Origin of the sequence: Nonomuraea sp. NPDC050680 (genome assembly GCF_040654555.1) — a bacterium.
Taxonomy (GTDB): Bacteria; Actinomycetota; Actinomycetes; order Streptosporangiales; family Streptosporangiaceae; genus Nonomuraea.
In genome coordinates this window covers 1-12,257 of sequence record NZ_JBFAIF010000021.1, presented here as the reverse complement: position 1 = coordinate 12,257, position 12,257 = coordinate 1, and the positions used below count along the sequence as shown (strand labels likewise).

The following is a 12,257-nucleotide window of genomic DNA, read 5'->3' as shown; positions in this document are numbered from 1 at the left end:
AAATAATGAAATTCCGGAACATTGTGGGTGCTATTGCCCTGGCCTTGTTGCTCGCCGCATGCGGAACGTCGCAGGGAGCCACCGGCAAGACCGCCGAGTCCGCCGACACCGTGCTGAGGGTGGGCGCCAGCCCGGTTCCGCACGCGGAGATCCTGAACTTCGTCAAGCAGAACCTGGCCCCCGCGGCTGGTCTGAAGCTGGACATCGTGGAGTTCACGGACTATGTGCAGCCGAACGTACAGCTCAGTGAGGGCCAGCTGGACGCGAACTTCTTCCAGCACAAGCCCTACCTGGACGACTTCAACGCCTCCAAGGGCACCAAGCTGAGCTTCGTCACGCCGGTGCACCTGGAGCCGCTGGGGCTGTACTCCAAGAAGGTGACCGCGCTCGCCGCCCTGCCGCAGGGTGGCACCGTGGCCGTGCCCAACGACGCCACGAACCTGGGCCGCGCGCTCAAGCTGCTCGCCGACAACGGCGTGGTCAAGCTCAAGGACGGCGCCGGCACCGCGGCGACCGAGCGTGACGTGACCGACAACCCGAAGAAGCTGGTGTTCAAGCCGCTGGAGGCCGCGCAGCTGCCCCGCTCTCTCGACGACGTCGACGCCGCGGTCATCAACGGCAACTACGCCATCGAGGCCGGCCTCAAGCCCGCTTCGCAAGCCCTGGTGCTGGAGAAGGCCGAGGGAAACCCGTACGCCAATGGGCTGGTCGTGGCTGCCGGGCATGAAAAGGACGCGAATATCGTGACCTTGGGCAAGCTCCTTCAGGACCCGAAGGTCAAGGATTTCATCAAGCAGAAGTACGCCGGCGCCGTGATCGCTGCCGGATAATAACCGATAAATCCGGAAAGATCACGCGGAGCCGCGATCTCGACGCTGAGATCGCGGCTCCGCCGCGTCCGCGGGCTTTTGATGTCGCTTCCGGGACCGCTGGCATTGCGCGTACGTTCCCGAATAGTGTTCGGTCATGTACCCGGGAGCCATCGCAGCCGTCACCCCCGACAAGCCCGCTGTGATCATGGCCGGCTCCGGCCAGGTCGTCACCTACCGGCAGCTGGACGAGGAGTCGAACCGGCTGGCCCACCTGTTCCGCGCCGCCGGGCTGCGGCCGGGTGACCACGTCGCCTTCATGCTCCCCAACCATCCGCTCTTCCTGGCCATCGCCTGGGCGGCGCAGCGGTCGGGCCTGTACTACACGGCGATCAGCTCCCGGCTGGGCACCGACGAGCTCGCCTACATCGTGAACAACTGCGGCGCCCGGGTGTTCATCTCGGACGCGAGCCTGGCGGAGGTCGCCATCTCGATCACCGCCGTGACGCCCGGCGTCGAGCTGCGCCTCATGCTGGACGGCGCCGCCGAGGGCTACGACTCCTACGAGGAGGCGGTGGCGGGTCAGCCGGCCACGCCGATCGCCGACGAGTGCCAGGGCTCCGACATGCTCTACTCCTCCGGCACCACGGGCAGGCCCAAGGGCGTCAAGCCCGCGCTGCCGCGTACGCCGCTGACGGAGCCGAACGTGCTGCTCCAGCTCATCCAGGGCCTGTTCGCGCCGACGGCCGACAGCGTCTATCTGTCGCCCGCGCCGCTCTACCACGCGGCGCCGCTGCGCTACTGCCTGAGCTTCCAGCGGCTCGGCGCGACGATCGTGGTGATGGAGCGCTTCGATCCCGAACGCTATCTGGAACTGGTCGAGACGTACGGGGTGACGCATTCGCAGCTCGTCCCGACCATGTTCATCAAGATGCTCAAACTGCCCGCCGAGATCCGGGAAAAGTATGACCTGTCGTCCCTGCAGTGCGCCATCCACGCCGCCGCCCCCTGCCCCGTCCCCGTCAAGGAGCAGATGATCGCCTGGTGGGGCCCGATCATCCACGAGTACTACGCGGGCACCGAGGGCAACGGCTTCCTCTACACCGGCTCGCAGGACTGGCTGGAGCACCGGGGCACCGTCGGCCGCTCGCTGCTCGGCACCGTGCGCGTCTGCGACGAGGACGGCGACGAACTGCCGGCCGGCGAACACGGCACGATCTACTTCGAGAGCTCCACCCGCTTCGAATACCACGGCGACCCGGACAAGACCCGCTCCGTCCAGGACCCCCAGGGGAGGGGCTGGACCACGCTCGGCGACATCGGCTACCTGGACGCCGACGGCTTCCTCTACCTCACGGACCGCCGCTCGTACATGATCATCTCGGGCGGCGTGAACATCTACCCGCAGGAGGCGGAGAACATCCTGTGCCTCCACCCGAAGGTCGCCGACGTGGCCGTCTTCGGCGTGCCGGACGAGGAGATGGGCGAGCAGGTCAAGGCCGTGGTGCAGCCGGCGTCGATGGCCGAGGCGGGGCCGGGGCTGGAGGCGGAGCTGATCGAGTACTGCCGGGCGCGCCTGGCCCACTACAAGTGTCCCAAGTCGGTGGACTTCCGCGCGGAGCTCCCGCGCCACCCCACGGGCAAGCTCTACAAGCGGTTGCTGAAGGATGAGTACTGGCCCACTGGCGCGTAGACCGGCCGAGCGGATCCGTCCCGAATAAAGATCTGGAACGCCTTTGCAGACGAGGTTCTCTCAGCAGATGGGACCCGCTCTCGATGGCCGCGATGCCAGTGAGTCCTTGCGGCGATGGCCAGAGCCTACGGCGTACGGCCGAGGAGGAAGTCCTTCACCTCCGTCGCCGCGAGGCGGTCTCGGGCAGCGGAACGGTCGGAGCACAACAGCATGGGCCCGTCCTCCGGATCGCGGGGGAGCAGACCGTGGGAGCCGCGGACGGCGTCCGCGCCGGCGCTGAGGCCGACGACGTCCATGAGGTAGCGCATGCCGGTCTTCTTCCTGAGGAGGGCCAGGGCCGCCCGCCGCCTGGCCCGTCCCGGGTCGGCCGGGTCGAAGAACAGCTCGGCCGGATCGTAGCCGGGCTTGCGGTGGATCTCCACCAGGCGGGCGAAGTCCGGAGCCCAGGCGTCGTCGAGCCAGTAGTAATAGGTGAACCAGGCGTGGGGATCGGCCAGCAGCACCAGCTCGCCCGAGCGCGGGTGACCGAGGCCATGGGCCGTCTTGCCCTCCTCGCCGAGCACCTCCGCCACGCCGGGCAGGGCGGCGCAGAGCTTCGCCACGGCCGGCACGTCCGCCGGGTCCCGTACGTAGACGTGGGCCACCTGGTGATCGGCCACGGCGAAGGCGCGGGAGGTCCACGGGTCCAGATACTCCATGCCGGCCTGCGTGTGGACATGGAGCAGTCCCTCCGCGCGCAGCAGCCGGTTGACGTCGACCGGCCGGGACACATCGGTAATGCCGTACTCCGACAGCACGGTCACCGTCGCGCCCCGGTCGAGGGCGGTGTCCAGCAGGGGCGCCAGCACTCGGTCCAGCTCGGCCGCCGCTGCGGCCGTACGGGGGTCTGCGGGCCCGTACCGCTGAAGGTCGTAGTCGAGGTGCGGCACGTAGGCGAGGGTCAGGTCGGGGTCGCGGGTCGTCATGATGTGCCGGGTGGCCGCGCAGATCCAGGCCGAGGAGGCGATGCCCGCCCCCGGCCCCCAGTAGGAGAACAGCGGGAAGGGGCCGAGGCGCGCGGTCAGCTCGTCGTGAAGTCGCGGCGGATGGGTGTAGCAGTCGGGTTCCTTGCGGCCGTCGGCGTGGTAGATCGGCCGCGGGGTGACGGTCCAGTCGACGTCGGCACCCATGGCATACCACCAGCAGATGTTGGCCACGGTGAAGCCGGGCTTGTGCCGGCGGGCGGTCTGCCACAGTTTCTCGCCCTGGACGAGGGCGTTGTGCTGACGCCACAGCAGCACCTCGCCCAGTTCGCGGAAGTACCAGCCATTGCCTACGATGCCGTGCGCGGAGGGAGGCAGTCCGGTCAGGAACGTCGACTGGACGGGGCAGGTGACGGCCGGCAGGACGGTGTCGAGCCGGGCCTGGAAGCCCATGTCGGCCACGGCCCGCAGGCGGGGCATGTGGGCCAGCAGGCGGGGGGTGAGCCCGACCACGTCGAGGACGAGGTGCGAGGTCCTGCGCGCGCTTCCCCGTGGTGAGGTCATGACCGGGCTCCCAGACGGTGGAGTTGGTCGCGGGCGAAGGACAGTTCGGCGGCTATCCCCGCCGCGAGCTCCTGCGAGGTGCGGGGACGGTGCGCCGGCGGCAGCACGTTCCAGGTGTAGGTTTCCACGTCGTAGTGGTCGCACGCTCCGTGGGTGACCAGCTCGGCCAGGGCCTCGCGGAGGAGGTCCGTCGTGGCCGACAGCGGCGGCTCGGGCCGCAGGTGCAGGGGCACGTGGTAGTGCACCCGCCAAGGCGCCGGGAGGTCGGCCGCCAGCGCTTGGCCGAGGTCGTCGGCGGCCCCGCCGTCGGGGTTGCGGGTCTGGTGCAGGAAGCGCGGCTCGGCGTACTCCCGCAGCGCCGCGGGCTCGGCGGTCTCCAGGGCGGCCGACAGCTGGACCTTCACCAGCGGCAGGCCCGCCTCCCGTAGCGTGCGGAGGGCGTCGGCCGGCCGTTCCCAGGCACACGCCAGGTGGGCCAGGTCGAGGCAGATCCCGAGCCGGTCGGTGTCCACTCCGGCGAAGTGGGCCGCGGCCTGGGCCATCGTCTCGACGACGCAGCCAGGCTCCGGCTCGAAGCCCACCCTGATGACGCGGCCCGTCGCCGCCTCGATTCCGGCCAGCCGCTTGGCCAGCTCGTCGAGCCTCCGGGCGGCCCGCTCGGCCATGCCGGCGTTCCAGGGCACGCGCCAAGCCAGCGGCAGTGTCGAGATCGAGCCGCGTACGGCGTCGTCGGGCAGCAGGTCGGCCAGAACGAGGGCCAGGTCGAGCGTGTACGACAGCCGCTCCCGGGTGGTCCAATCAGGCTGGTAGACGGCGTGCTTGACGACCGGGTCCTGGAACGACCGGTAGGGGAAGCCGTTGAGCGTCACGACCTCCAGGCCCCGGGCGTCCAGCTCGCGGCGCAGCCGCCGGCGACCCGCGGGGTCGGCGGCGAGCCCGGCCGCCATGGGCGCGGCCAGCCACAGGCCCAGCCCGAGCACGGGCGCGTCCAGCCGTTCGCGGACGGGCACGGCGAACTCGTCCAGTTGCGCGACGATGCCGGGGAGGTCTTCGGCGGGGTGGACGTTGGTGCAGTAGCCGAGATGCAGGACGCGCCCGGCCGAGTCGCGCAGCCGCATCAGCTTCCTCCGCGCAGGATCGAGTTGCCCTGGAACGCCGGCTCCGCCTGGTCGGCCTCGGACAGGTCGAGCCGGCCGGACTGGCCGAAGAACTCCACGGGGTTGCGCCACATCACCTTGTCGACGTCGTCCTCGTCGAAGCCCGCCGCCAACATGGCTCGCGCGGTCTCCACTGTGAGCAGCGGGTCGGAGTTGCCCCAGTCGGCCGCGGAGTTGACCAGCATCCGCTCCAGCCCGTGCCGGCGCAGGATCTCGACCATCCGGGGCGGCGACATCTTGGTCTCAGGGTAGAGGGAGAACCCCATCCAGCAGCCGGACTCCCACACCGGGCCGACGGTGAGCTCGTTGAGGTGGTCGACGAGGACCCGGCCCGGCGGGATGCCGGAGGCGGCCACCACGTCCAGGGTTCGCCGGGTGCCCTGGGCCTTGGCCCGGTGCGGGGTGTGCACCAGGGCCGGCAGGCCGTGCTCGACGGCGAGGGCAAGTTGCTGGGCGAACGCGTCGTCTTCTTCGGGCGTCATCGAGTCGTAGCCGATCTCGCCGACCGCGACCACGCCGTCTTTGTCCAGGTAACGGGGGAGCAGGCCGAGCACCGGCCGGCAGCGGGGATCGTTGGCCTCCTTGGGGTTCAGCGCGATCGCGGCGTGGTGGCGGATGCCGAACGATCCGGCCCGGTACGGCTCCCAGCCGAGCAAGGAGTCGAAGTAGTCGACGAACGAGCCGGGATGGGTGCGCGGCTGACCCAGCCAGAAGGCAGGCTCGACGACGGCGCGGACGCCCGCCGCCGCCATCCTCCGGTAGTCGTCGGTGGTGCGCGATGTCATGTGGATGTGCGGGTCGAAGATGCGCATCAGACCTCCCCCTGCCGGTGCAGGTGTCCTGTTGCCAGGCGGTCGAGAAGGGCGGCGGCGTCGGCGGGCATGGTACGGCCGGCAGCGGCGCGTTCGGCGGCGAACCCGGCGAACATGGCGGCCAGTTCCGCGTCGGCCCGCTCGCCGAGATCGTCCACGCCGTCGAGCGGCACGCCGGTGAACACGCACTTCAGCACAGCCTGCCGCCAGGTGGCCTGGTCCAGGTGCCGGGCGGCCGGGCCGAGCGCGGCGGTCAGGAGCCGGGCGTCGTTGGTGCGGATCGCGTCCTCCAGCAGCGGAACGACCTCCGCCCCGACCGGCAGCAGCGGCAGCGCCTTGAGCACGGCCAGCTTCTCCTCGGTGGTTCCCTCGGCGTACAGGACGAAGAGCCGTGCTGAGAGATCCTCCGGGGGCAGCGCGGCCAGCAGCGACGCCCGGGCCGCCTCGTCGGCCCGCCAGCCCGGCGCCCCGGCCAGCGGCGCACGGCCCACGTGGCGCCCGGCGGAGGTGAACCGCCGCCCGACCGCCTCCGGCCGCCGCCTCACCTCCGCGCACGCCTCCATGACCCAGTCCTGATCGAGGACGGCCAGCAGTTCCTGAGCGTCCATCACCGGCTCCCTTCTACAGCGGCGCGTTCCGCGGAACGGAGGAACGCGATCGAGCGGGCGGCGACGTCAGGCGCCGCGTGCGAGTGCCGAGGCAGTTCGACCGCCACCAGCCCGGTGTAGCCGCAGGCGGCGAGGGTGGCCAGGACAGGGGGGAAGTCGATCTCGCCCGTGCCGAACTCCAGGTGCTCGTGCACACCCCGGCGCATGTCGTCGATCTGCACGTTCACCAGGTGCTCGGCGACGGACTCCACGCAGTCGGGCACGGGGTCCGGTTCCAGGCAGCGGCAGTGCCCGATGTCGAGGGTGAGCCCGAACCCCCCGGGGCGGCCGAGAGCGTCGCGCAGCTCTCGCCAGTCCGCGATGGTCGCCACCAGCATCCCGGGTTCCGGCTCGAAGCCGAGCGGCACCGTCGCCGCGTCCAGCAGGTGCGCGCAGCCGTCCACGAGCCGCTCCCAGGCCAGGTGATCCGGGACGGAGGCGGGCCGTACCCCGGCCCACAGCGAGAGGGCTTCGGCGCCGAGGTCGGCGGCGATGGCGGCGGCCCGTCGCAGGAAGTCCAGCCGCAGGTGGTCGTCGTCGTGCAGCAGCGTCGGGGCGTGCTTGTGCCAGGGGTCGAGCAGGTAGCGGGCTCCGGTCTCGACGACCACCCCGAGTTCCAGATCGCGCAGCCGGGCCGCCACGGCCGCGACCCGCCGGGCCAGTCCGGGCGCGTAGGGATCCAGGTGGTCGTGGTCGAGGGTCAGGGCCACCCCGTCGTACCCGAGCGCGGCGATGACGTCCAGCGCGTCCTCGAGCCGGTGGTCGGCGAACCCGTTGGTGCCATACCCGAACCGCAGCTTTCGCGGCGCGGTCGCACCAGCCGTCCCGGTGGCGGCGCTCGGGGCGACTGTGCCGCTGGTGCGTGTGCCGGTCATGTCGGTGAAACCTTCGTGGCGAGGATCCTGCCCACCGGCGCGGCCGCGGCCACGGCCAGACCGGCGCCCCGCGCGCCGGCGTGTGCGATCAGCGCGCCCTGCAGCGCGGGCAGCGCGGTTATCCCGCTGCCGACGGCCGCCCCGATGCTGGGCGCGGAGGGGTCGGCGGCGGCGCGGGCCTGGGCGAGGCCGAAGTGCGCGGCGTACCAGGCGGCGAGCGTGTTCTGCGTCCACCCCTGGCGACGGCAGACGGTCGCGGCCAGGGCGAGGGTGGCGGCCAGCGTCCCGGCAGGCAGGTGCGGGCCGGCGCCCGACACCTCGCGCCGGGACAGCAGGGTGAGCAGGTAGGTGTGGGCGCCCACCGTCAGGGCGGCGGGCAGAGCGGCGGACAGGGCCGTGGGAAGCGCTCCGGCCGCCCGCTCGCGCGGGGCGGCGCCGAGCAGCACGTCGAGCACCCGGCACAGGGCCATCGCCGCCGGACCGGCCGCGGTGTTCTTGGCCGTGATGTCGTAGACCCACACCGCCGCCGCCAGCACCATCGCGAGCGCACCCGCTCGCGGCCCCGCGATCAGAGCCGCCGCCGACACGCCCCCGGCGGTGAGCCCGGCGGCGACGGCCAGCGCCGCGCCGGGGGAGACGCGGCCGGACGGGATCGGGCGCCCCGGGCGTTCGAGGGCGTCCACGTGGCGGTCGGCCCAGTCGTTGGCGGCCATGCCCGCCCAGTACAGGCAGACCGACGCGCAGGCCAGCCCGGCCGTACGGCGGTCGAGCACGCCGGCTGCCGCGGCACCGGCGATCACATCGCCGGGCACCGACAGCGCCGCCGGCATCCGCACCAGCTCGACGAGATCCCGTACCGCCGAGCGCTTTGATCGCAGGGCTCGCCCGGCCTGACGGATCACGGCGCTCACCGTGGCCCACCGGCGACCGGCCCGGGTCCGGTGCGCAGGCCGTCGGCGAAGTCGCACAGCAGGCGCCACTGGTCGGCCAGGGCGTGGGGGGCTGGTTCGAGCGGGTCCTTGAAGAAGAAGGCCAGCTCGGTCAGGGCGCCGGAGCGGCCGCGCTCATGTGCGGCGGCGGCCAGCCGGGCCAGGTCGAGCACGAGTGGTGCGGCCAGCGCCGAGTCGCATCCGTGCCAGGTGAAGTCCATACGCATGCGTCGCCCCAGGAAGCCCTCGAACGTCACCAGATCCCAGGCCGTCTTGAAGTCGCCGGCATCCTCCAGGTAGTCGATGTGGATCTCGCCCTGGGGAACATAGCCGAGCGTCTCGCGCAGCACCTTGCCCTTGCTGGCGGCCTTGGCGGCGTTCGGGCCCGGCTGCGCCAGGTTGGCGCCGTCACCGCCGCCGAGCAGGTTGGTTCCCGACCAGGTCCGCACCCGCAGGTTGCGCATGGCGAACATGGGTGCCAGCACCGACTTCACCAGTGTCTCTCCGGTCTTGCCGTCGTGCCCGCCGTAGGGCACGCCCTGCCGCACCGCCAGCTGGTGGAGCGCGGGCAGCCGGGCGCCGGTGGAGGGGGTGAAGTCGACGTACGGGCAGCCCGCGCGGAACGCGGCGTAGGCGACCAGCGAGCTGGGCGGCAGCACCGCCCGGCCGCCGCCCGGCCGCGGCTCCTGCCAGGCCGCGTGGAGCGGCTCTCGCAGCGCCTCCTCCAGCGCGTCCAGGTCGGCGTGCGCGGGGTGCGGCGCGGGCGCCGGTTCGGTCGTCGCGACGTTGATGACGACGACCCGCCGCAGACGGTGACGCTCACGGAAGGCCACCAGGTCGGCCGCCATCAGCGCCGCCGCCTCGGCCTGGTCGCGCGCCGAGGGCAGCGGCCGTACCTCCCGCTCGACCGCTGCCAGCTCCTCCTCCAGCGCCCGCACTGGTCCGGCCGGGAGCACACCCGCGTCGGCCAGCTCCTGCGCCTTCTTCACCAGCGACACTGAGGCGACGTCATGGCCGCCGAAGGCCAGCTCGGCCAGAGCGGGCAGGGGCGCTCCGGCGAGCTGGGGCAGTTCGGTGACACAGCCGATCGGCTCGGCCAGCCCGGCCCGGATCGCCAGCGCCCCCACGACGCCGGTCACCGCGACCGAGCCGCGGCCCCCGACCAGCCATACTCCCGTTGTCACGTGAGGCTCCCAGGGGTCGGCTGCCGGGGATCGCCCCAGATCCTGGCGGGCAGGATCGCCTCGTGCCTGTCGTCGATGGAGTGGTCGCGGACCGCCTGGCCGGCGAGATGGCCGGAGAGGCGGTACACCTCCTCGAACGGCAGGTCCGCCCACCGGCCGGTGAACAACGTGATCAGTCGCGTCATCGCCCGATCCTCCTTGCGTCGGTATTCGTGTTCGGTAACGTGACGATGCGGAGCCGGCCGGCCCGGCGATCAGCCGCCCGCGCGGTAGCCCTGCGGAAGCCTCACCGGGCGGGCCGGTCGCCCGGCGAGGGCTGCCGAGTGGGTCAGACGCGGGTCCACTTCTGGTTGTTCTGGCCGTTGCACGTCCAGATCTGCGCCTTGGTGCCGTTGGCGGTGCCGGCACCGGACACGTCCAGGCACTTGTTCGCCCCGACCGCCGTGATGGTGCCGTCGGCGTTGAGGCGCCACTTCTGGTTGTTCTGGCCGTTGCAGTCCCAGATGATCACGGCGGTGCCGTCGGCGGTGCCGGCGCCGTTGACGTCCAGGCACTTGCCGCCGGACGTCCGCAGTTCACCGGCGCTGGTGGCGGTCCACTGCTGGTTGGACTGGCCGTTGCAGTCCCAGATCTGCGTCTGCGCGCCGTTGGTCTGCGAGGCGCCGCTGACGTCCAGGCACCGCCCCGACCCCACACCCTTCAGCGCACTCGTGCTTCCCGAGGGCGGCGGGTCAGAGGTCCCGCCGTTGAGCACGCTCAGGACCGCGTCGTAGGCCGGCTTCTTGGAGAAGTTGCCGTCGAACAGCAGCGGGGTGTCACCGGAGCGCCAAGAGTACTTGTCGGTGACGCCCCACACGGTGGCGCCCGTGCAGCGAGGCACCGCCATGCACGCCTGCGTGACCCGCCGGTAGGCGTCGGCCTGGACCGATCCGGAGCCGCCGATGTCCAGCTCGGTGATCTGCACGTCCACCCCGAGGGCGGCGAACTGCGCGATGTTCTGCTGGTAGTTCGACGGCACCGCCCCGAAGTGCGACTGCAGGCCCACGCAGTCGATCGGCACGCCGCGGGCCTTGAAGTCCATGACCATGTTGTAGACGCCGCGGGTCTTGGCGGCGTTGGCGTCGTCGATGTTGTAGTCGTTGTAGCAGAGCTTGGCGTCCGGGTCGGCCGCCCGCGCGGCGCGGAAGGCCTCCTCGATGAAGCCGTTGCCGAGCCGCTGCTGGAAGACCGAGCTGCGCAGCGTGCCGACCGCGCCGCCGTCGGCGAAGGCCTCGTTGACCACGTCCCAGGCGTAGATCTTGCCCTTGTAGTGGCCCATCACCCCGTTGATGTGGTTGACCATCGCGGTGCGCACGTCGTTCGCGGACGACAGCCCCTGCACCCAGCCCGGCAGCTGGTTGTGCCACACCAGCGTGTGCCCGCGAATGCGCATGCCCTTGCCCTGGGCGTGGCTGACGATCTGGTCGGCCGACCCGAAGGTGAACGAGCCGCGGGAGGGCTCGGTGGCGTCCCACTTCATCTCGTTCTCCGGGGTGACCGCGTTGAACTCCCGGTCCCAGGTTGCCACGTACGTCGAGTCGTTCAGGTGCCCGGCGGCGATCGCGGCGCCGAAGTACCGGCCGCTCTGAGCTGCGGCGGCCCCGAGGGTGGCGGCGGCGGCGTCGGCGGGAATGGACGCGGCCACCGCCGTCACCAGGCTGAGTACGCCGAGAGCACCGACGACCAGGACCCGCGGGACGCCCCGGAGTGGCCGCCGGGATCCGGAGGGAGATAAGGAATGTTCAGCCATCGCTGAGCCTCCAAGGAGATGTTAACAGGAATGAGGAAGGCTGCGGATTCACGTCCCGATCCGTCGTCGAACCGTGTCGTACGTGGCGTCTCGTGCCCATCACACGATCATGATTGGGTCCACTTCTGGTTGGTGCCGCCGTGGCAGGTCCAGATCTGGACTTTGGTGCCGTTGGCGGTGCCCGAGGCGCTGACGTCCAGGCATTTACCGGCGCCGACGGCGGTGATGGTGCCGTCGCCGTTGAGGCGCCACTTCTGGTTGTTCTGGCCGTTGCAGTCCCAGATGATCACGGCGGTGCCGTCGGCGGTGCCGGCGCCGTTGACGTCCAGGCACTTGCCGCCGTACACCCGCAGCTCACCGGCGCTGGTGGCGGTCCACTGCTGGTTGGACTGGCCGTTGCAGTCCCAGATCTGCGCTTGTGCGCCGTTGGTCTGCGAGGCGCCGCTGACGTCCAGGCACCGTCCCGACCCCACACCCTTCAGCGCGCTCGTCGCCGGCGGATTACCCGTAGGGGTGACCGTAGGGGTCGGCGTCGGATTCGGGTCGCTGCTTCCGAACTGCGCGAAGAAGTTCCACACCACTGGCCTGGTCCAGGAGTTCTCGCCGGGTTCGTAGTCGCCCGGCTTTCCATCCACCGGATTGGGGGTGTGGCCGGCGTCGAACGCCGCCCATGCGACCGGGTACCCGGCCCGGCAGCCCGAATAGTAGGTGACGATGTGGGTCAGGCTGCCCTGCGCCGGCTCCGGCGGGTTCTGGGGAGTGCAGCCGTTGTTCCTGACGAACCTGTCACGCAGCGAGCGGCCCGTGGAGATGTTGAGCACCGGGTCTCTGAGGCC

At 71.3% G+C, this 12,257-nt stretch carries 11 protein-coding genes and 1 pseudogene; 2 read left to right on the top strand and 10 right to left on the bottom strand.

The window, feature by feature from the left end:
- Positions 1 to 5: 5 nt before the first annotated feature.
- Entirely contained in the window at positions 6 to 830 is an 825-nt protein-coding gene (locus AB0H88_RS42075; RefSeq protein WP_357654207.1) for a MetQ/NlpA family ABC transporter substrate-binding protein, read from the top strand.
- A gap of 136 nt (positions 831 to 966) precedes the next feature.
- Positions 967 to 2,502, top strand: coding sequence for an AMP-binding protein (locus AB0H88_RS42070; RefSeq protein WP_357654206.1), 1,536 nt, complete (start codon positions 967 to 969; stop codon positions 2,500 to 2,502).
- Between the two features lie 125 nt (positions 2,503 to 2,627).
- Here the strand turns inward: AB0H88_RS42070 and AB0H88_RS42065 are convergent, their stop codons facing one another.
- The 10 genes and pseudogenes from AB0H88_RS42065 to AB0H88_RS42020 form a co-directional block, all read right to left on the bottom strand.
- Positions 2,628 to 4,028 (bottom strand): nucleotide pyrophosphatase/phosphodiesterase family protein, encoded by a 1,401-nt coding sequence (locus tag AB0H88_RS42065; protein WP_357654205.1) that lies wholly within the window; start codon positions 4,026 to 4,028, stop codon positions 2,628 to 2,630.
- A complete protein-coding gene (gene eboE, locus AB0H88_RS42060) occupies positions 4,025 to 5,146 on the bottom strand; it encodes a metabolite traffic protein EboE (RefSeq protein WP_357654204.1) in 1,122 nt (373 codons plus the stop codon). The genes AB0H88_RS42065 and eboE overlap by 4 nt, the downstream gene beginning before the upstream one ends.
- Positions 5,146 to 5,997, bottom strand: a complete 852-nt coding sequence (locus AB0H88_RS42055; protein WP_357654203.1) for a TatD family hydrolase — start codon at positions 5,995 to 5,997, stop codon at positions 5,146 to 5,148. Before AB0H88_RS42055 ends, eboE begins: the two co-directional genes overlap by 1 nt.
- Positions 5,997 to 6,605, bottom strand: a complete 609-nt coding sequence (locus AB0H88_RS42050) for an EboA domain-containing protein (RefSeq protein ID WP_357654202.1) — start codon at positions 6,603 to 6,605, stop codon at positions 5,997 to 5,999. The genes AB0H88_RS42055 and AB0H88_RS42050 overlap by 1 nt, the downstream gene beginning before the upstream one ends.
- Positions 6,605 to 7,519, bottom strand: coding sequence for a sugar phosphate isomerase/epimerase family protein (locus AB0H88_RS42045; RefSeq protein WP_357654201.1), 915 nt, complete (start codon positions 7,517 to 7,519; stop codon positions 6,605 to 6,607). Before AB0H88_RS42045 ends, AB0H88_RS42050 begins: the two co-directional genes overlap by 1 nt.
- Positions 7,516 to 8,421 (bottom strand): SCO3242 family prenyltransferase, encoded by a 906-nt coding sequence (locus AB0H88_RS42040; protein ID WP_357654200.1) that lies wholly within the window; start codon positions 8,419 to 8,421, stop codon positions 7,516 to 7,518. The genes AB0H88_RS42045 and AB0H88_RS42040 overlap by 4 nt, the downstream gene beginning before the upstream one ends.
- Positions 8,422 to 8,426: 5 nt before the next feature.
- The gene (locus AB0H88_RS42035; protein WP_357654199.1) at positions 8,427 to 9,632 is read right to left on the bottom strand and encodes an inositol-3-phosphate synthase; all 1,206 of its coding nucleotides are present in this window, start codon (positions 9,630 to 9,632) and stop codon (positions 8,427 to 8,429) included.
- Between the two features lie 29 nt (positions 9,633 to 9,661).
- Positions 9,662 to 9,817, bottom strand: a pseudogene (locus tag AB0H88_RS42030) (sugar phosphate isomerase/epimerase); the annotation flags it as partial.
- Between the two features lie 143 nt (positions 9,818 to 9,960).
- Complete coding sequence (locus AB0H88_RS42025; RefSeq protein ID WP_357654198.1) at positions 9,961 to 11,421, bottom strand: endo-1,4-beta-xylanase; 1,461 nt, start codon at positions 11,419 to 11,421, stop codon at positions 9,961 to 9,963.
- 107 nt (positions 11,422 to 11,528) lie between these two features.
- Positions 11,529 to 12,257, bottom strand: a 729-nt coding sequence (locus tag AB0H88_RS42020) for a lectin (protein ID WP_357654197.1), incomplete at its 5' end; no start/stop codon positions are given.

Excerpts from the sequence above, each read along its gene's own strand:
- AB0H88_RS42065 (WP_357654205.1), bottom strand. The coding sequence starts at position 4,028 with ATGACCTCACCACGGGGAAGCGCGCGCAGGACCTCGCACCTCGTCCTC.
- AB0H88_RS42075 (WP_357654207.1), top strand. The coding sequence starts at position 6 with ATGAAATTCCGGAACATTGTGGGTGCTATTGCCCTGGCCTTGTTGCTC.
- AB0H88_RS42050 (WP_357654202.1), bottom strand. The coding sequence starts at position 6,605 with ATGGACGCTCAGGAACTGCTGGCCGTCCTCGATCAGGACTGGGTCATG.
- AB0H88_RS42070 (WP_357654206.1), top strand. The coding sequence starts at position 967 with ATGTACCCGGGAGCCATCGCAGCCGTCACCCCCGACAAGCCCGCTGTG.
- AB0H88_RS42045 (WP_357654201.1), bottom strand. The coding sequence starts at position 7,519 with ATGACCGGCACACGCACCAGCGGCACAGTCGCCCCGAGCGCCGCCACC.
- AB0H88_RS42055 (WP_357654203.1), bottom strand. The coding sequence starts at position 5,997 with ATGCGCATCTTCGACCCGCACATCCACATGACATCGCGCACCACCGAC.
- eboE (WP_357654204.1), bottom strand. The coding sequence starts at position 5,146 with ATGCGGCTGCGCGACTCGGCCGGGCGCGTCCTGCATCTCGGCTACTGC.
- AB0H88_RS42025 (WP_357654198.1), bottom strand. The coding sequence starts at position 11,421 with ATGGCTGAACATTCCTTATCTCCCTCCGGATCCCGGCGGCCACTCCGG.